16 protein-coding genes are annotated in these 17,692 nt (G+C 72.3%); 10 read left to right on the top strand and 6 right to left on the bottom strand.

The window, feature by feature from the left end; genetic code table 11:
* The first annotated feature begins 73 nt into the window (after window positions 1-73).
* Window positions 74-730 (top strand): pyridoxamine 5'-phosphate oxidase family protein, encoded by a 657-nt coding sequence (locus BLW76_RS12160; RefSeq protein WP_091306359.1) that lies wholly within the window; start codon window positions 74-76, stop codon window positions 728-730.
* Here the strand turns inward: BLW76_RS12160 and BLW76_RS12155 are convergent.
* On the bottom strand, window positions 702-2,123 hold the full coding sequence (locus BLW76_RS12155; protein WP_091306357.1) for a sensor histidine kinase: 1,422 nt from the start codon (window positions 2,121-2,123) through the stop codon (window positions 702-704). The genes BLW76_RS12160 and BLW76_RS12155 overlap by 29 nt on opposite strands.
* A complete protein-coding gene (locus BLW76_RS12150; protein ID WP_091306355.1) occupies window positions 2,120-2,833 on the bottom strand; it encodes a response regulator transcription factor in 714 nt (237 codons plus the stop codon). The genes BLW76_RS12155 and BLW76_RS12150 overlap by 4 nt, the downstream gene beginning before the upstream one ends.
* 147 nt (window positions 2,834-2,980) lie before the next feature.
* On the opposite strand from BLW76_RS12150, the gene BLW76_RS12145 reads away from it, so the two are divergent.
* The 6 genes from BLW76_RS12145 to BLW76_RS12120 all read left to right on the top strand — a co-directional run bounded on the left by BLW76_RS12145 (window position 2,981) and on the right by BLW76_RS12120 (window position 7,838).
* Entirely contained in the window at window positions 2,981-4,327 is a 1,347-nt protein-coding gene (locus BLW76_RS12145) for a ferredoxin reductase family protein (RefSeq protein ID WP_091319314.1), read from the top strand.
* A 12-nt stretch (window positions 4,328-4,339) separates the two neighbouring features.
* Entirely contained in the window at window positions 4,340-4,846 is a 507-nt protein-coding gene (locus BLW76_RS12140; RefSeq protein ID WP_091306353.1) for an FMN-binding protein, read from the top strand.
* Window positions 4,843-5,583, top strand: coding sequence for an FAD:protein FMN transferase (locus tag BLW76_RS12135; RefSeq protein WP_091306351.1), 741 nt, complete (start codon window positions 4,843-4,845; stop codon window positions 5,581-5,583). Before BLW76_RS12140 ends, BLW76_RS12135 begins: the two co-directional genes overlap by 4 nt.
* A gap of 62 nt (window positions 5,584-5,645) precedes the next feature.
* Complete coding sequence (locus BLW76_RS12130; protein WP_091306349.1) at window positions 5,646-6,026, top strand: VOC family protein; 381 nt, start codon at window positions 5,646-5,648, stop codon at window positions 6,024-6,026.
* Window positions 6,023-6,847: a class I SAM-dependent methyltransferase gene (locus tag BLW76_RS12125; RefSeq protein WP_091306347.1), complete on the top strand. Its 825-nt coding sequence runs from the start codon at window positions 6,023-6,025 to the stop codon at window positions 6,845-6,847. The genes BLW76_RS12130 and BLW76_RS12125 overlap by 4 nt, the downstream gene beginning before the upstream one ends.
* A gap of 13 nt (window positions 6,848-6,860) precedes the next feature.
* Window positions 6,861-7,838: an asparaginase gene (locus tag BLW76_RS12120; protein WP_091306344.1), complete on the top strand. Its 978-nt coding sequence runs from the start codon at window positions 6,861-6,863 to the stop codon at window positions 7,836-7,838.
* Between the two features lie 144 nt (window positions 7,839-7,982).
* On the opposite strand, the gene BLW76_RS12115 is transcribed toward BLW76_RS12120, so the two are convergent.
* The 3 genes from BLW76_RS12115 to BLW76_RS12105 form a co-directional block, all read right to left on the bottom strand.
* Window positions 7,983-8,462, bottom strand: a complete 480-nt coding sequence (locus BLW76_RS12115) for a cysteine dioxygenase (protein WP_091306342.1) — start codon at window positions 8,460-8,462, stop codon at window positions 7,983-7,985.
* Window positions 8,463-8,641: 179 nt separating this feature from the next.
* A complete protein-coding gene (locus tag BLW76_RS12110; protein WP_091306340.1) occupies window positions 8,642-9,658 on the bottom strand; it encodes an NAD(P)H-dependent glycerol-3-phosphate dehydrogenase in 1,017 nt (338 codons plus the stop codon).
* On the bottom strand, window positions 9,658-10,362 hold the full coding sequence (locus tag BLW76_RS12105; RefSeq protein WP_167384964.1) for a lysophospholipid acyltransferase family protein: 705 nt from the start codon (window positions 10,360-10,362) through the stop codon (window positions 9,658-9,660). The genes BLW76_RS12110 and BLW76_RS12105 overlap by 1 nt, the downstream gene beginning before the upstream one ends.
* 247 nt (window positions 10,363-10,609) lie before the next feature.
* On the opposite strand from BLW76_RS12105, the gene cofC reads away from it, so the two are divergent.
* Genes cofC through BLW76_RS12090 form a run of 3 tightly spaced genes read left to right on the top strand, consistent with a single transcriptional unit; the run spans window position 10,610 to window position 14,598 of the window.
* Window positions 10,610-11,233 carry a 2-phospho-L-lactate guanylyltransferase gene (gene cofC / locus BLW76_RS12100; RefSeq protein WP_091306336.1) on the top strand — a complete coding sequence of 208 codons (624 nt, stop codon included), beginning with the start codon at window positions 10,610-10,612 and terminating at the stop codon, window positions 11,231-11,233.
* A 42-nt stretch (window positions 11,234-11,275) separates the two neighbouring features.
* Window positions 11,276-13,648 (top strand): RNA degradosome polyphosphate kinase, encoded by a 2,373-nt coding sequence (locus tag BLW76_RS12095; RefSeq protein WP_208613273.1) that lies wholly within the window; start codon window positions 11,276-11,278, stop codon window positions 13,646-13,648.
* On the top strand, window positions 13,645-14,598 hold the full coding sequence (locus BLW76_RS12090) for an NUDIX hydrolase (protein WP_091306334.1): 954 nt from the start codon (window positions 13,645-13,647) through the stop codon (window positions 14,596-14,598). The genes BLW76_RS12095 and BLW76_RS12090 overlap by 4 nt, the downstream gene beginning before the upstream one ends.
* Window positions 14,599-14,688: 90 nt before the next feature.
* On the opposite strand, the gene BLW76_RS12085 is transcribed toward BLW76_RS12090, so the two are convergent.
* A complete protein-coding gene (locus tag BLW76_RS12085; protein ID WP_244170140.1) occupies window positions 14,689-17,499 on the bottom strand; it encodes an AfsR/SARP family transcriptional regulator in 2,811 nt (936 codons plus the stop codon).
* Between the last annotated feature and the right edge of the window lie 193 nt (window positions 17,500-17,692).

Here is a 17,692-nt window from a genome sequence, read left to right as displayed (position 1 = left end):
CGAGAAGTGGACTTCCCAAGTGTACGAGAAGTGGCCGTTTTCCGAGGCCACTGGACCGGGAGACGCTGGTCGCATGTTGTCGACCACGCCCCGCACCACGCTCGGCCGCAAGAAGCACCGCGCCGTCACCGACCGCTCCGCGCTGCACGCCGTCCTGGACGAAGGCCTGATCTGCCACCTCGGGGTCGTCCGCGACGGCGTTCCACTGGTCCTCCCCACCGGCTACGGCCGCGACGGCGACACGCTCTACCTGCACGGCTCGACCGGCGCGGCCAGCCTCCGCACCGCCGCGCACGGCCTCGACGTCTGCGTGACCGTGACGCTCCTCGACGGCATCGTCTACTCGCGCTCGGTCAACAACCACTCGATGAACTACCGCAGCGCCGTCATCCTCGGCCAGGCCACGCCGGTCCTCGACGCCGACGCGAAGAGGCACGGCCTCAAGGTGCTCACCGACCACCTCGCGCCGGGCTCGTGGGAGCACGCGCGCGAAGTCAACGCCAAGGAGTTCGCCGCGGTGTCGGTGCTCGCGCTGGACCTCGCCGAGGCGTCGGTGAAGATGCGCGCCGAAGGCCCGGACGACGAACCCGAAGACGTCGAGGCCGACACCGCCTGGGCCGGCGTGCTCCCGGTCCGGACGGTCTACGGCGCGCCCGAACCGTCCGAAGACCTCTCGCCCGGCTGGACCACCCCGGAGCACGTCACCGCGCGAGCGGCAACCGCACGCTGAACGTGGTCCGGCCCGGCGACGACGTCACCGAGACCGTGCCGCCGTGCGCCGTGACCAGGGAATGGACCACCGACAGCCCGAGGCCGGTGCCGCCGTTGCCGCGGGTGCGGGAGTCGTCGACGCGGAAGAACCGGTCGAAGATCCGCTCCTGATCGGCCACCGCGATCCCGGGTCCGGAGTCGGTGACCTCCACCACCGCGGATCCATCCGCCGCGGCCACCGAGACGTGCACCGACGTCCCGGGCGGCGTGTGCACGGCCGCGTTGGCCAGCAGGTTGTCCAGCACCTGCCGCAGCCGGACCGGGTCGGCGTCCACGAACGCCGTCGAGAACGCCGAAGTCAGCGGGTGGTCCGGCCGCCCGGCGGCGAACGCGTCCGCCGCGTCCCCGGCCAGCTCGGCCAGGTCGACGCGCTCGGGCCGCAACGGCGTCTCGGCGGCCCGCGCGTCGAGCCGGGCCAGCAGCAGGAGGTCGTCGACGAGCACGGTCATCCGCGCGGTCTCCTCGCGGATCTTCGCCAGGTGTGCCTCGCGCTCGGCCGGCTCGTTCGCCGCGGCGTAGCGGAACAGGTCGGCGTACCCGCGGATCGACGTCAGCGGCGTCCGCAGCTCGTGCGAAGCGTCCGCGACGAACCGGCGCAGCCGCTCGTTGGCCTCCGTCTTCGCGGCCAGCGAGGTGTCGATGTGGGCCAGCATCACGTTGAACGCCGTCCGCAGCTCCTCGACCTCGGCGCCGCCGCCGGCGCCCGCCGCGCGCACCGGCAGGTCCGGGTTGGCGGTGAGGTCGTGCGAGGCGATGTCGTGCGCGGTGCCCGCCATGTCGGCCAGCGGGCGCAGGCCGCGGCGCAGCACCAGCCGTCCCACGACCACCAGCACGCCCAGCGCGAGCGCGAACGCGCCGACCTCCACCCAGATCAGCTGCTGGACGGTGCCTTCGAGGTCCTTCTGCGGCGCGGCCGAGAGCAGCACGGAGTCGACGTCGACCGGGCACGCCCGCACCCGGTACGGGCCGTCGTCGCGCAGGTAGACGGTGCGGGTGACATCGCCGCCCACCGCGTCGGCGGCGATCTTCGCCAGCTGCTTCGCGTCACCCGGCAGCCGGCCGCCCGGCTCCGGCACGGCGACCCCGCCGGTGACCTTGTACAGCGCCGAGTACCAGGAGTACACCGACTGCGGCGAGCCGTGCGTCTGGCGCAGCTGCGGCAGCTGCGTGTTCTGGCTCTTGGTCAGCTGTTCGTCGAGCCGCCGGTCGAGGTAGTCGTGCATGATCCCGACCGTCGTGACGCCCACGGCCGCGAACACCACCAGCGCGAGCGCCCCGAGGCCGAGGGTGATCCGGGTGCCCAGCCGGGTGCGCTGCCAGGCTCCGTACCACCGGACGAAAAAGCGCTTCACCGGTGCGCCTGCCGCACGACGTAGCCGACGCCGCGCACGGTGTGGATCAGCGGCTCGCCGTCGCCCGCGTCGACCTTGCGCCGCAGGTGCGAAATGACGAGTTCGACCACATTGGACCGGCCGCCGAAGTCGTACTCCCAGACGTGGTCGAGGATCTGCGCCTTGGTCAGCACCGCGGGCGAACGGCGCATCAGGTAGCGCAGCAGCTCGTACTCGGTCGGCGTCAGCTCGGCCAGGACGTCGCCGCGGCGGACCTCGCGGGTGTCCTCGTCGAGCGTCAGGTCCCCGACCCGCAGCACGGCGCCGCGCGCCTCGGGCTGGTGGGCGAGCCCGGCGCTGCGCCGCAGCACCGCCCGCAGCCGCGCCATCAGCTCCTCGACCGAAAACGGCTTCACGAGGTAGTCGTCACCCCCGCGGGTGAGCCCGGCGATCCGGTCGGCCGTCGCGTCCTTGGCCGTGAGGAAGACCACGGGCACGGCATTGCCGTTCGCGCGCAGGCGGTCGAGCACGGTGAAGCCGTCGAGGTCGGGCAGCATCAGGTCGAGCACGACGATGTCCGGCCCGAACTCCGCGGCCCGGCTCAGCGCGGCCTGGCCGGTGCCGGCCGTGACCGCCTGCCAGCCCTCGTACCGGGCGACGGTGGCGACGAGGTCGGCGATGTGCGGCTCGTCGTCGACGACGAGCAGGCGCACGGGGTCGGGAGTCTGCACCCCTGCATCTTCTCCCGCCGCGAGCGCGCCGGGCGACCCGAGGCGGCGGCCGACAGGATTCCGACAGCCGGCACCCAGACTCGCCACAGCACGGGCGGCGAGGCTGGCCTTCGTGAACCGAACCGAAGGGGGATCCGTGTGACCACCATGACGCAGACCGCCGAGGCCGCGCGCCCGGCGATCCGCCCCCGGATCGCCGCGAAATCCGGCCTCTTCCTTTTCCTGGGCGCCAACGTGGCCGCCGTCACCGTGCTGTTCGTGCAGGCCGGGGTTTCGCAGAACGTGCTGATCACGATCGGCAGGCTCGCCGGGATGTACGGCGCGCTGGCGATGGCGGTCCAGCTGCTGCTGGTGGCCCGGCTGCCCTGGCTGGACCGACGGCTCGGGATGGACCGGCTGACCACCTGGCACCGCTGGACCGGCTTCACGATCCTCTGGACCCTGCTGGCGCACCTGGTGTTCATCACCATGGGCTACGCGGAGGTCACGGACAAGGGCGTCGTCGACGAACTGGTCGAGATGGCCAACACCCTCGAGGGGATCCTGCGGGCGCTGGTCGCCTTCGCCGTGATCCTCATCGTCGGCGCCGCCTCGGCGAAGTTCGCCCGCAAGCGGCTGGCCTACGAGACGTGGCACTTCATCCACCTCTACACCTACGCCGCGGTGTTCCTGGCCTTCACGCACCAGATGGCACTGGGCCAGTCGTTCGCCGGTTCGGAGACGGCGAAGGCGTACTGGTGGACGCTCTGGCTCGGAGCCGGCGCGGCCGTGCTCCTCGGGCGCGTGGTGCTGCCGCTGTGGCGGAACCTGCGTCACCAGCTGCGTGTCACGGCGGTGGTTTCCGAGTCGCCGGACGTCGTCTCGGTGTACATGTCCGGCAAGCGCCTGGACAAGCTGCCCGCCAAGGCGGGGCAGTTCTTCCTGTGGCGGTTCCTGACCAAGGACCGGTGGTGGCAGGCGAATCCGTTCTCGCTGTCGGCCGCGCCCGACGGCCGTTCGCTGCGGCTGACCGCGAAGGCGCTCGGCGATTCCAGCGCGGGGCTGCGCAATCTGCGCGTCGGGACGCGCGTGTTCGCCGAAGGCCCGTACGGCGCCTTCACCACGATCCACCAGACGCGGCCCAACGCGCTGCTCGTGGCGGGCGGCGTCGGCATCACGCCGATCCGGGCGCTGCTGGAGGACATCGACGGCCACGTCGTCGTGCTGTACCGGGTGCGCAACCAGGCCGACGCGGTGCTGCTGCCGGAGCTCAACGAGCTGGCCAAGGCACGCGGCGCCATGGTGAGCCTCCTCACCGGACCGGACCAGGCGGTCGGGCCGCGCGGGGTGATGCTCGGGCCGGCGAACCTGCACATGATGGTGCCGGACGTGCACGAACGGGACGTGTTCGTCTGCGGCCCGCCCGGGATGACTTCCGCGGTGCTGCGCAGCCTGCGTGAGCTGAAGGTGCCGAACTCCCAGGTCCACGCCGAACGATTCAGCCTCGCGGCCTAGGGGGAAGCTGCTGTGAAGAAGACCATTTTCGTCGTCGCGCTGTCGATCGCCGGGTTCATCGCGGTCTGGCGGTTCGAGCCCGGGCCGGTGCAGAACACCTCCGCCATCGCGCAGGCACCACCGCCTGCCGTCACCGCACCGTCCACATCGGCCGCTCCGCCGACCACCGCTCCGGAGGCTCCGGCCACTTCGTCCGCGCCGCCGACGTCGTCCACTTCGGACACACCGGCCACTCGCGACACCGCGAACGAGACGGTGACCACGCAGGGCAGCGCGGAGTCCAGCCGGTACGGCACCGTGCAGGTGCAGGTGACGTTCACCGGCTCGCGGATCGCCGTCATCACCCTGCTGCAGGCCCCGGACAGCGGCCGGTCGCTCACCGCGCTCCCGAAGCTGCAGGAAGAAGCGATCAAGGCGCAGAGCGCCGACATCGACACGGTGACCGGCGCCACCGAGACGAGCGAGTCGTACAAGACGTCGCTGCAGGCCGCGATCGACGCGAGAGGAAAGCAGCGATGACCACCCGCGTCGAACAGGTGATGGGCCTGCCGATCTCGCTCGACCTGCGTGACGAAGGCGACTTCGCCGAGGTCGTCGACGACGTCTTCGCGTGGTTCCGCGACGTCGACGCCCGGTTCAGCCCGTTCAAGACCGGCAGCGAGGTCAGCCGGTACGACCGCGGCGAGCTGACGGCGGCGGAGCTGAGCGACGACCTCCTGGAGGTGCTGGAGCTCTGCGCGTACTACGAACAGCTCTCCGGCGGCGCGTTCCGCGCGCGGCTGCCCGGCCGCGGCCTCGACCCGTGCGCGGTCGTCAAGGGCTGGGCGGTGCAGCGCGCGGCCGACATGCTGAAGGCCGAGGGCGCGACGACGTTCTGCCTCAACGCCGGCGGCGACGTCGTCACCGCCGGCGAGCCGGAGCCGGGCCGTCCGTGGCGGGTCGGGGTGCGCCACCCCGAGCAGCCCCTGGCGGTGTGCGCTGTCCTGGAGTCGCGCAACGGCGCGATCGCGACGTCGGCGGCGTACGAGCGCGGGTCCCACATCCTCGACGGCCGCTCCGGCACCCCGGCGACGGGCCTGATGAGCGTCACGGTGGTGGCCGGCGACCTGGTGACGGCGGACGCGCTGGCCACGGCGGCGTTCGCGATGGGCGCGGAGGGCATCACCTGGGCGGCCGACCGGCCGGACTGCGAGATCCTCATCGTCGACGACAGCCGCCGCGTGCACCGGACGGCGGGGCTGGCGCTGGCGTCGTAAATCGGTTCGCCCTCCCGGAGCGGCTGGGCCAGACTCGGACGTATCCGACTTCGAGGAGCGCCATGCCGTCGTCCGTGCTGAACATTTCCGTCGACTGCGCCGAGCCGTACACGCTGTGCCAGTTCTGGAGCGAGGTCACCGGGAAACCCATCCCGGACACCGACTCCCCCGGCGACGACGAGGTCGGCGTCGAGCTGAACGACGGGACGACGCTGCTGTTCCTGCGCGTGCCGGAGCCGAAGACGGTGAAGAACCGCCTCCACCTGTGCCTGCAGCCAGACATCCCGCGCGACGAAGAGGTCTCGAGGCTCATCGGCCTCGGTGCCACGCTGGTGAACGACCTCCGCAACCCCGACGGCACGGGCTGGGCCGTGCTCGCCGACCCGGAGGGCAACGAGTTCTGCGTGCTGCGGAGCGCGGCCGAGCGCGCCGCGACGTCGTGACGGACTCGTTCGCGGTCAACAAGGCCAACTGGGACGAGCGCGCGGTGCTGCACGCGGCGTCGCCGGACTACGGCCTCGCCCGGTTCGCCGCGGATCCGGCGCACCTGAGCGGTGTCGTGCGGTTCGACCGGCCGCGCCTGGGTGATCTCACCGGGCTGCGCGGGGTGCACCTGCAGTGCCACCTCGGCACGGACACGGTGTCGCTGTCCCGCCTCGGCGCGGCCATGACCGGGCTGGACTTCTCGGGCGCGGCGCTGGCCGAGGCGCGGCGGCTCGCTTCCGCGGCGGCTGCCGACATCGACTTCCACGAGGCCAACGTGTACGACGCCGTCGACGTGCTCGGCGCCGGGCGGTTCGACCTCGTCTACACCGGGATCGGCGCGCTGTGCTGGCTGCCGTCGGCGGCGCGCTGGGCGGCGGTGGTCGCCGGGCTGCTGCGGCCGGGCGGACGGCTGTTCATCCGCGAAGGGCACCCGATGCTGTGGGCGCACGACGAAGGCGCGAACCCGGCGGTGCTGCGGTACCCGTACTTCGAGCACGCCGAGCCGCTGGTGTTCGACGACCCCGAGACCTACGTCGCCGTCGACCGGCCGATCGAGCACGGCCTCACCCACTCGTGGAACCACTCGCTGGGCGAGATCATCACGGCCCTGCTGGACCACGGCCTGACGCTGACGGCGTTCACCGAGCACGACAGCGTGCCGTGGAACGGCTGGCCCGGGCAGATGGTCCGCGACGAGGACACCGGCGAATGGCGGCTGAAGGACACACCGTCACGGCTCGCGGCGAGCTACACGCTCCAGGCGGTCAAGACCGGCTGAATAGGGTGACCGCATGCCTTTGATCGCGGTCGCCACGTTGGGCGGCACCATCTCGATGGCCCCGGTCGACGGCGACGGCGGCGCCGTCCCGCGGTTCGGCGCGGCCGACCTGCTCGGCGCCCTCGGCGACCTGCCGATGGACGTCCTGGCCGAAACGCTGGCCGGGATCGGCAGCGCGTCGCTGGACTTCGCGACGCTGCTGCGCTGCCGCGAGTGGGGCCTGCGCCAGGACGCCGACGGGTTCGTCGTCGTCCAGGGCACCGACACCCTGGAGGAAACGGCGTACTTCCTGGACCTGCACTGGCCGTCGGACGTCCCGGTGGTCGTCACCGGGGCGATGCGCAACGCCGGCCTGTTCAGCCCGGACGGCCCGGCGAACCTGCGCAACGCGCTGACGGTCGCGGCCGACCCGCGCAGCCGGGGCCGCGGCGTGCTGGTGACGCTCAACGACGACGTCCACGCGGCCCGCTGGGTGCGGAAGGCGCATTCGAGCCACCTGGAGGCGTTCTCGTCGGCGCCGGCGGGCCCGCTCGGCATGGTCGTCGAGCACGCGGTGCACTGGTTCCACCCGTCACCGCCGCGGCTGCCGTCCCTGTCCGGTTCCCGGTTCGACGGCCTGGTCCCGATCGTCGAAGCGGGTCTGGACGACTCGGGCGCGATGCTGTCGCACGTGGTTTCGCAGCCGGACGTGCGCGGCGTGGTGATCGCCGCGACGGGCGTGGGTCACGTGTCCGCCGGCACGGCCGACGTGATCGCCCGGCTGGTGCCGTCGCTGCCGGTGGTCGTCGCGTCGCGGACGGGCGCGGGCCCGACACTGCGCTCGACGTACGGCTTCCACGGCTCGGAGTCGAGCTTGATCGCGATGGGCGCGACGATGGCGGGCTGGCTCGACGCCCGGAAGTCGCGGATCCTGCTGCACGCGCTGCTGGCGTCCGGCGCGGACCGGGACCGGATCGAGCGCGAGTTCCGAGCCCGCGGCAACCTGGACTGAGCCCCGGCCCGGCCCGCCCCGCCCCGCCCGAGCGCCCCAATGTGGCGTTGGTTGCGTCCAACGCACCCAATGTGGCGTTCGGTGCGTCCAACGCACCGAACGCCACATTGGGGCGCTGGCGACCTGACAACAGCGTTGGCCGGGTCAGTCCGGGATCGGGCCCTCGACCGGGTCGAGGTGGTACGGCCGCATCGCGCGGCCCGCGTCCCGGTAGACGTGGACCGAGATCGCCGGGTCCGGGCCGTCGTTGCGGACCTCGTGCACGTACCCCGGCCCGAACACCCGCGACTGCCCCACCGAAAGCGCGTGCAGCTCGGTGACCGCCCGGCCGTCCGGCGCGCGGCGCGCCACGGCCTCGGTGAGGTGGCCGGCGACCACCGTGAACGCGCCGCTGGCGAAGGCGTGGTCGTGCAGGTCGGTGTACTGCCCGGGCAGCCAGCTCATCAGCCACACCTCCTGCTGCTCGTCCTTCGACACGAGCGTCGCGAACCGCTCGTCGGGGTCGTAGCGCAGCAGGTGCTTCCAGCGGTCGCGGTCGGCGGCGACCTCGAGGGCGACGCGCACCGGGTGGCGCAGCGCGGGGTTCTCGGGACGCAGCAGGGTGTTGTCGGGAACGGCGAACATGAGGGTCCTCACGGGAAGAAAAGGGGTGTCGAGCTGGGCCGGGGCTGGGTTCACCGACAACAGCGACACGCGCGCACGACGGAGCCGAGGCCGGTGCGGCCCCTCGACTCGGACATGGCGTGCGCGAACATGCGACCAGAGTCCCAGCCGCGTCCTTCCCGGTCAAGCCGTCCCACGGATCAGGACCACTCGTGTTTTTGAGACCGTCCGAGCAGCTCGGCGCCGGCCTGCCGGGGGTCGACGCCCTCGTGGCAGACGCGGTGCATGGCGTCGGTGATCGGCATGTCGACACCGAGGCTCTGGGCCAGCGCCCGGATCGACGAGCACGACATGACGCCCTCGGCGACCTGCCCGCCGGCCGCCGCCTGCGCCTGTTCGAGGGACTCGCCGCGGCCGAGGCGCTCACCGAAGGTGCGGTTGCGCGAAAGCGGCGACGAGCAGGTGGCGACCAGGTCGCCGACGCCGGCGAGCCCGGCGAACGTCAGCGGGTCGGCGCCCAGCTTCGCGCCGAGCCGGGCCATCTCGGCCAGGCCGCGGGTGATGAGCGTCGCCATCGTGTTGGTGCCGAGGCCGAGGCCGGCGGCCATCCCGGTGCTGAGCGCGATGACGTTCTTGCAGGCGCCACCGAGCTCGCAGCCGACGACGTCGGTGTTGGTGTACGGACGGAAGTAGGAGTTGGCGCACGCCCGCTGGATCGCGACGGCGCGTTCGTGGTCGGCACAGGCCAGCACGGAGGCGGACGGCTGCCCGGCGGCGATCTCCTTGGCCAGGTTCGGCCCGGTGACGACGACGACGTCACCGGCGTCGATCCCGACGATCTCGCCGATCACCTCGCTCATCCGCTTGAGCGTGCCGAGCTCGACGCCCTTGGCGAGGCTGACGAGGATCGCGTCGTCCGGCAGCAGCCCGCGCCACGCGGTCAGGTTGGCCCGCAGGCTCTGGCTGGGCACGGCCAGGACGACGGCTTGGGCGTCCTGCAGGGCCTTCGCCGGGTCGCTGGTGGCGGTGATGTTCGCGGGCAGGGTCACGCCGGGCAGGTAGGCGCTGTTGGTGTGCCGTTCCCGGATGTCCTCGGCGACCTGCTCCCGGCGCGCCCAGACCGTGACGTCCCGCCCGGCGTCGCCGAGCACCTTGGCGAAGGCGGTGCCCCACGACCCGGCGCCCAGCACGGTGACCCGCTGCACGTCGGCGCGCATCAGGCGGGGTCCTCCGGCTTCTTGGCCGGCGGTTCTTCCTGCCGGATTTCGGCCAGCAGCCGGGTCACCTCGTCCATCATGACCTGGGTGACTTCGCGCAGTTTGGTGGCGCTGCGGGTGTTGCCGCCGCGGTAGGCGGACAGGTCGAGCGGGTCGCCGACGGAGTGGGTGATCGTCTTGCGCGGGAAGGGCGTGAACTTCTTCGTGTAGCCGTTGAAGATCTGGCTGGTGCCCCACCGCGCGATGGGGATGACCGGGACGTCGTTCTGCAGCGCGAGCCGCGCGGCGCCGGTGAAGGACTCCTTCGGCCAGCCGGCCGGGTCCTTGGTGATGGTGCCTTCGGGATAGATGACGACGATCTTCCCGTCTTCGAGAGCCTGGTGAGCAGCCTTCAGACTGTCCCCGGCGGCGGCCGACCCCCGCGAGACGGGAATCTGCCCGGACCCGCCGACGATCGGCCCGAGGATCGGCGCCCGCAGCAGGCTCTCCTTGAAGAGGAACCGCGGAACGCGCTTCTGCCGGTGCACGAAGACGGCGTCCACGGCGGGATCGAAGTGCGAGATGTGGTTCATGACGAGCAGCGCGGGCCCGTGCCGCGGGATCTTCTCGGCCCCGACGTAGACCCGCCGCCCGATAGCGGTGAGCGGGTAGAACAGTACGGCGGCGAGCCCCACCCAGAAGCCGCCCTTCTCACGCCGGGCCACGATCTCCTCCTCGCTCACGTCACATCCGGGGTTGATCCTGCCGCGCCGGGCTCGAGGCGGTCCAGGGAGGGTCGGTTCAGCCTGGCCAGGGCAGGGCCGGGGGTTGGCTTACGGCTCGCTTGCCGCGGGGGTTTCGGACGTCATGAAAGGGTCGTTCATGACGTCTGACGCCATGAACGACCCTTTCATGACATCGGCGCCCCCCGCCCACCACGGCCCACCCCGGCTTTCGGGTAAAGATGGACACGTGGACGTGGACCTGGTCGTGCCGATGAAACACCCCCGCGACGGCAAGTCGCGGCTGCGTGGTGCCGTCGAACCCGCCCACCACCCCGGCCTGGTCCTGGCGCTCGCCAAGGACACCCTGGCCGCCGTTGTCTCGAGTGCGCAGGTCAGGCGCGTCCTCCTCGTCGCCGCCGACCCGGATGCCGTCAAAACACTCTCCGAGCTCGGGGTCGAGATCGTCGAAGAACCCGCCGAAAAGACCCTCAACGCCGCCTTCCGCCACGGCGCGGCCCTGCTCAAAGCCGACGATCCGGACACGATCGTCGGCGCCCTCCAGGCCGACCTCCCCGCCCTGCGCGCCGGCGACCTCACCGCCGCCCTCGCCGAAGCGGCCGGGAGGAGGGCCTTCGTCGCCGATCGGCAGGGCACCGGCACCACCCTGCTGCTCGCCGCGGCAGGCGAGCCGCTCGATCCGCGGTTCGGTCCCGGGTCGGCGCGCAGCCACGCGGAGTCCGGCGCGATCCCGCTGCGCCAGGCCCTGCCGACCCTCCGCAGCGACGTCGACACCCCCGATGATCTCGCGCACGTCCGCGCCCTGGGTGTCGGGAAACACACCTCGGCGTACCGCGCTGAGCTGTTCATCTGACCTTCACCGCGGTCTGCGCAATTCCGCGGCACGTAGTGAAGAATGGGGGGCGTGAGCACAGACGACGGCGGCACGCCCGCACCGCGGAGGCGACGGAACCCGGCCAACGGATCTTCGGAGGCAGCGGCGGCGAAGAAGCCGACCGCGGCCAAGAAGGTCCCGTCGAAGTCCACCGCCCGCGACACCGCCGCCCGTGCCACCGCCGGCAAGGCCAGAACCCGCAAGACCACGGCCGCCGCGGCGACGCCGTCGACAACGCGGCGCCGCAGCGCCACGCAGGGCAACCCGCGCGGCGCCGAGGAGTTCCGGGCCGTCCCGTCGGCGCCGCCGGCGGTCACCGTCGCGCCGACCGCCGTCGAGACGCTGCCCGACGACCGGTACTTCAACCGCGAGCTCTCGTGGCAGGACTTCAACGCCCGCGTGCTCGCCCTGGCCGAGGACGAGTCGCAGCCGCTGCTCGAACGGGCGAAGTTCCTCGCCATCTTCGCGTCCAATCTGGACGAGTTCTACATGGTCCGCGTCGCCGGCCTGAAGCGCCGCGACGAGACAGGCCTGCTGGTGCGCAGCGCGGACGGGCTCACCCCGCGCGAGCAGCTCGGCTACATCGCCAAGCGCAACCAGGACCTCGTCGAGCGCCAGACCGGCGCCTTCGAAAAGCACCTGCGCCCCCAGCTGGCCGAGCACGACATCCGGATCGTCGGCTGGGCCGACCTGGCCGGCGCCGACCAGCTGCGGCTGTCGAGCTACTTCTCCGAGCAGATCTTCCCGGTGCTGACGCCGCTGGCCGTCGACCCGGCGCACCCGTTCCCCTACATCTCGGGCCTCTCGCTGAACCTCGCGGTCACGGTCCGCGACCCCGAGGGCGGCACCGAGCGCTTCGCCAGGGTCAAGGTGCCGAGCAACGTGCCGCGGCTGATGCGCGTCGAGACCGAGCGGGCCAGCCGCACGGCGACGTTCCTCCCGCTCGAGGAGCTCATCGCCGCCCACCTGGGCGAGCTGTTCACCGGCATGGACGTCACCGAGCACCACGTCTTCCGCGTCACCCGCAACGCCGACTTCGAGGTCGACGAAGACCGCGACGAAGACCTCCTGCAGGCCCTCGAGCGCGAGCTGGCGCAGCGCCGGTTCGGCCCGCCGGTCCGCCTCGAGGTCGCGCAGGACATGAGCGAGCACATGCTCGAGCTGCTGCTGCGCGAGCTGGACGTCGACCCGGCCGACGTCGTCGAGGTGCCCGGCCTGCTCGACCTGACCTGCCTGCACCAGCTGTCCGCAGTGGACCGCAAGGAGCTGAAGGACAGGCCGTTCGTGCCGGCGACGCACCCGGCGTTCGGCGAGCGCGAGACGCCGAAGAGCGTCTTCGCGACGCTGCGCGAGGGCGACGTGCTGGTCCACCACCCGTACGACTCGTTCTCCACGAGCGTGCAGCGCTTCATCGAGCAGGCGGCGGCCGACTCGAAGGTGCTGGCGATCAAGCAGACGCTGTACCGGACGTCCGGTGACTCCCCGATCGTCGACGCGCTGATCGACGCCGCCGAGGCGGGCAAGCAGGTCGTCGCGCTGGTGGAGATCAAGGCGCGGTTCGACGAGCAGGCCAACATCACCTGGGCGCGGACGCTGGAGCGCGCGGGCGTGCACGTCGTGTATGGCCTGGTCGGGCTGAAGACGCACTGCAAGGTGTCGATGGTGGTGCGCCAGGAGGGTTCGACGATCCGGCGCTACTGCCACATCGGCACCGGCAACTACAACCCGAAGACGGCGCGGCTCTACGAAGACCTCGGGCTGCTGACGGCCGACCCGAGCATCGGCGCGGACATCACCGACCTGTTCAACGTGCTCACCGGCTATTCGCGGCAGGACACCTACCGCACGATCCTGACGTCGCCGCACGGCATCCGCCGCGGCATCGTCCGGGCGATCGGCGAGGAGATCGAGCTCGCCAGGGCCGGGCAGCAGGCCGGGATCCGGATCAAGTGCAACTCCCTGGTCGACGAGCAGGTGATCGACGCGCTCTACCACGCGTCGCAGGCCGGGGTGCCGGTCGAGGTCGTCGTCCGCGGGATCTGCGCGCTGAAGCCGGGCGTCGAGGGGTTGTCGGAAAACATCCACGTCCGGTCGGTGCTGGGCCGGTTCCTGGAGCACTCCCGTGTCTTCCACTTCCGCGCGGGCGGCACCCACTGGATCGGCAGCGCGGACATGATGCACCGCAACCTCGACCGGCGGATCGAGGCGCTGGTCCGCGTCAAGGACCCGAAGCTCACCGCGCAGCTCGACAACATCTTCGACTCCGCGCTGGACCCGGCGACGCGGTGCTGGGTGCTGACCGCGAGCGGCGAGTGGTCGCCGTTCCCGGCCGACGGCTCGCGGGTGCGCGACCACCAGCTGGAGCTGGCGAAGCTGCACGGAGCCGCCGGATGACCCAGGAAGTACGGGCGGCCGGCGCGGTGCTGTGGCGCGTCGCCGGGGGCGTGACGGAGGTCGCGCTGGTGCACCGCCCGCGGTACGACGACTGGTCGCTGCCGAAGGGGAAGCTCGATCCGGGCGAGACGATCGCCGAGGCCGCGGTGCGGGAAGTGCGGGAGGAGACCGGGTTCGCCGCGATCCTCGGCCGGTACCTCGCCCGCACGGCGTACCCGGTGCCGTCGCGGGACGGCGCCGGGACGGTGCCGAAGACGGTCGACTACTTCGCCGCGGAGGCGGTGTCCGGCCGGTTCGCGCCGAACGACGAGGTCGACGAGCTGCGCTGGCTCGAACCGACGGCGGCGGAGAAGCTGCTGACGCGGCCGGAGGACGTGCGGGTGCTGCGCGCGTTCTGCGAGCTGCCGGTCGGCCTGACGACGCTGTTGCTGGTGCGCCACGCCAAGGCGGGCAAGCGCGACGAGTGGTCCGGCGACGACGACCTCCGGCCGTTGTCGGAAGCGGGCGTGCGCCAGGCGACGGCGCTGCGCCGGGTGCTGGCGCTGTTCGGCCCGGACCGGGTGTTGTCGGCCCCGCGCCTGCGCTGCGTGCAGACGGTGCACGGCGTCGCGGAGGACGTCGCGGCCGAGGTCCGGCACGAGCCGTTGTTCTCCGAGGAGGGCTACTGGCCGGATCCGGTCCTGGGCGTGGCCCGGCTGCTGGCGGTGGCCGGCGACGGCGGGACACCGGTGGTGTGCAGCCAGGGCGGCGTGATCCCGGACCTGGTGAGCGCACTGGCCGACCGCGACGGCGTCGAGCTTTCGGCGGCCCGCGGCGGCGTGGTGCCGAGCAAGAAGGGTTCGTTCTGGGTGCTGTCGTTCCGCGCCCCGACGGATGCGGAAGGCCCGGTGCTGCTCTCGGCGGACTACCACCCGAGCGCGCTCCCGGCGCCCTCCCCCAGCCGCTCCTGAACCACGGCTGTCCCCTACTGCCGGCACGAGACAGCGCCGTGACAGTCGATCTTGGTGTACTTGGTCCGGGTCCCGCTGGGCTGCGCCGGGCTAGGGGTACGGCGCATCCCCGGGCGAGGGGGTTTCTGTCGGCACCGTGGCCAGCAGGGCCTGCACTTCCGCGACGCGGGGGTCGCCGAGGCGCTGGCTGACGGTCAGCGCCTCGGCCCAGTGGCCGCCCGCCTCGTGCGCGCGGCCGGTGCGGTGCTTCAGGCGGCCCAGGGTGATCTGGACGTCGATGGTGCCGTAGTCGGCGTTGAGTTCCTTCAGCTCGGCGAGCGCGTCCAGGCCGGCCTTCTCCGCTTCTTCGTGCCGTCCGGCGCCTTCGAGGGCCTCGGCGACGTTCCCCAGCGCGAGCGCCGCGTGGTAGCGGTCGCCGAGTTCGGCGAAGGCTTCGTGGGCCGCCTGCGCGGCTTCGGCGGCGTGGTCGTAGTCGTGCAGGCCGATGCGGCTGGCGCTGACGTTGAGCAGGGCGTGCGGGACGAACGTGCGCTGGCCGTGGTCGCGGGCGAGGTGGACGGCTTCGAGGGCGTGGCGCTCGGCTTCGGCGTATTCGGCGCGGACGTAGTAGGCGCCGGCGAGGTTGGACAGGATCGCGACGGTCATCGCGGTGCCGTCGCCGCTTCCGGACGCGGCGCGGGCTTCCTCCAGCGCTTCGATGGCCTTGTCCGGTTGCAGGGTGCGCAGGTAGGCCGAGCCGAGGTTGTTGGCGCTGTACTGCAGGCCCGTGCGGTCACCGGCGTCGCGGGTGGCGGCGACGGCCGCGCGCGCGGTGGTGATCCAGTCGTCCCGGTCGTGGCGTTCGGCGAAGAACCCGCGCAGGAGCCAGGCGAGCTTCCACGCGTGCGCGGTCCAGCCGTGCCCGGCGGCGATGCCGACGAGCGCGGTCAGGGCCTGGCGTTCGGTGGTGTACCAGGCGATCGTCTGCTCGTGCTGCGCGAAGCGGACGGCGGGCAGTGGCGCCGGGTCGAGCGTGATGTCCTCGGTGAGCAGGTCGGGGCGGACCAGCTTGTTGGCTTCGGCGACGCTGGCCAGGTACCAGTCGACGAGCCGGCGCAGTGCCGCCGCGCGCTCGGCCTCCGTCGTCTCGGTTTCGACGAGTTCGCCGGCGTAGACGCGCAGCAGGTCGTGGAACTGGTAGCGGTCGGTGCCGGGCTGGTTGAGCAGGTGGGCGGCGGCGAGCTGGTCGGCGAGTTCCCGCGCTTCGCGCAGGTCGGCGCCGGCGAGCGCGGCGGCCGAGGCCAGGCTGAACCCGTGCCCGGGGTGCAGGCCGAGCAGCCGGAAGAAGCGGGCGGCGGCCGGGCGCAGTGCCTTGTAGGACCAGGAGAACGCGGCGCGGAGGTCGGTGCCGGCGTCCTGCGGGTCGCGCAGGGTGTCGAGCCGCAGCCGCTGGTCGCGGAGTTCTTCGACGATCCCGGCGAGCGAGACGCCGGAGAACCGGGAAGCGCGTTCCCCGGCGAGCGCCAGCGCCAGCGGCAGGCGGCCGCACAGCTGGACGAGTTCGGCGACGGCGGCGGGTTCGGCGGCGAGGCGCTGCGACCCGACGCTGCCGGCGAGCAGCGCGGTGGCGTCGCGGTCGTCGAAGGAGCGCAGGGCGATGCGGCGGGCGCCGTCGCGGGCGACGAGGCCGCGCAGCTGGTTGCGGCTGGTCACCACGACGAGGTTGCCGGGGCCGGGCAGGAGCGGGCGGACCTGGTCGGCGTCGCGGGCGTTGTCGAGCAGCATGAGGGTGCGGCTGCCGGCCAGCCTGCTGCGCAGCAGCGCCGAGCGTTCCTCCACAGTGGAAGGCACGGTCTCGGCCGGCACGCCGAGGGCGCGCAGGAAGCCGGCCAGCGCGGCGCCGGGCGTGACCGGGGTGTCGGCGGAGTGGCCACGCAGGTCGAGGAACAGCTGCCCGCCGGGGAAGCGGTCGCGGACGCGGTGGGACCAGTGCACGGCCAGCGACGTCTTCCCGACCCCGGCGGTGCCTTCGATGACGACGATCCCGGAGGCCCCACCGGGTGGCAGCCGGTCGAGTTCGGCGAGCTCCGGGCCGCGGCCGGTGAAGCCGGCGACGTCGAAGGGCAGCTGCCGCGGAACGGTGTGCACGGCGGGATCGGCGTCGGCGGCGAGCAGTTCGGCGTGCAGCCGGCGGAGGTCTTCCCCCGGTTCGACGCCCAGTTCGTCGGCGAGCAACGCTCGCAGCCCGGCGTAGCGCGCGAGGGCCTCGGCGCGGCGCCCGGACCGGGCGAGGGTGCGCACCAGCCGTTCCCACAAGGATTCCCGCAGCGGGTGCTGCGCGACGAGATCGGTGAGTTCGGCGACGAGCCGGGCATCGGGGACGAGGCCGGCGTCGAGATCGATGCGCTGTTCGACGGCGAGCAGGTACCGCTCGGTCAGCAGCGGCCCCCATTCGGCGGCCAGCGCGGGCGAGCCGACGCCTTCGAGCGGAGTGCCACCCCAGCGGCCGAGCGCGTCGGCGAGCAGTGTGCGCCGACGCGCGGGTTCGGTGGTGGCGGCGGCCTGGTCGAGGGTGTGGAGGAAGCGCAGGGCGTCCACCCGGGACGGGTCGACGACGAGCCGGTAGCCGTCCGGTTCGGTGACGACGGAGTCTTCGCCGCAGAGGCGGCGCAGGCGCATGACGTAGGTTTGCAGGCTGCCCCGGATGTGCGCGGGCGGCGTTTCCCCCCAGACACCGCGAGCGAGGGCATCGATGGAGACGAGCCGCCCGGCGGCGAGCGCGAGCGTGGCGAGCAGCGCACGTTGCCGGGAACTGGTCAGCACGACCGGCGAGCCGTCGACGAGCACCTGGAACGGGCCGAGCAGCCGGATGTCGATGGTGGTCGCCCCCAGGTTTCGCGTTGCGCACCGCCGGGCCCGCACCGCGCGCGGGCCCCGAGAAACGCAGCGTGGCATCACTCGGCCGGGCGCTCAAGCAACTTTGCGAAATTGGGCGGAACCGGTCCCGGGTGGTCGGTTGGGCCGGGTGGGTGATGGGTGGGGTTGGTTCGGGAGCCGGTGCTGACTGTGGGTGACTTTCGTTGGCGGGGTCAGGGGTGGGGGCTTGGGTTTACTT

It is taken from the genome of Amycolatopsis tolypomycina (assembly GCF_900105945.1).
Lineage (GTDB): Bacteria > Actinomycetota > Actinomycetes > Mycobacteriales > Pseudonocardiaceae > Amycolatopsis > Amycolatopsis tolypomycina.
Note: the sequence above shows the minus strand (reverse complement) of the source record. Positions and strands in the feature narration are given on the sequence as shown.

Coding starts and splice junctions, on each gene's coding strand:
- BLW76_RS12095 (WP_208613273.1), top strand. CDS start 11,276: ATGGGGGGCGTGAGCACAGACGACGGCGGCACGCCCGCACCGCGGAGG.
- BLW76_RS12130 (WP_091306349.1), top strand. CDS start 5,646: ATGCCGTCGTCCGTGCTGAACATTTCCGTCGACTGCGCCGAGCCGTAC.
- BLW76_RS12135 (WP_091306351.1), top strand. CDS start 4,843: ATGACCACCCGCGTCGAACAGGTGATGGGCCTGCCGATCTCGCTCGAC.
- BLW76_RS12160 (WP_091306359.1), top strand. CDS start 74: ATGTTGTCGACCACGCCCCGCACCACGCTCGGCCGCAAGAAGCACCGC.
- BLW76_RS12120 (WP_091306344.1), top strand. CDS start 6,861: ATGCCTTTGATCGCGGTCGCCACGTTGGGCGGCACCATCTCGATGGCC.
- BLW76_RS12145 (WP_091319314.1), top strand. CDS start 2,981: ATGACGCAGACCGCCGAGGCCGCGCGCCCGGCGATCCGCCCCCGGATC.
- BLW76_RS12115 (WP_091306342.1), bottom strand. CDS start 8,462: ATGTTCGCCGTTCCCGACAACACCCTGCTGCGTCCCGAGAACCCCGCG.
- BLW76_RS12110 (WP_091306340.1), bottom strand. CDS start 9,658: ATGCGCGCCGACGTGCAGCGGGTCACCGTGCTGGGCGCCGGGTCGTGG.
- BLW76_RS12090 (WP_091306334.1), top strand. CDS start 13,645: ATGACCCAGGAAGTACGGGCGGCCGGCGCGGTGCTGTGGCGCGTCGCC.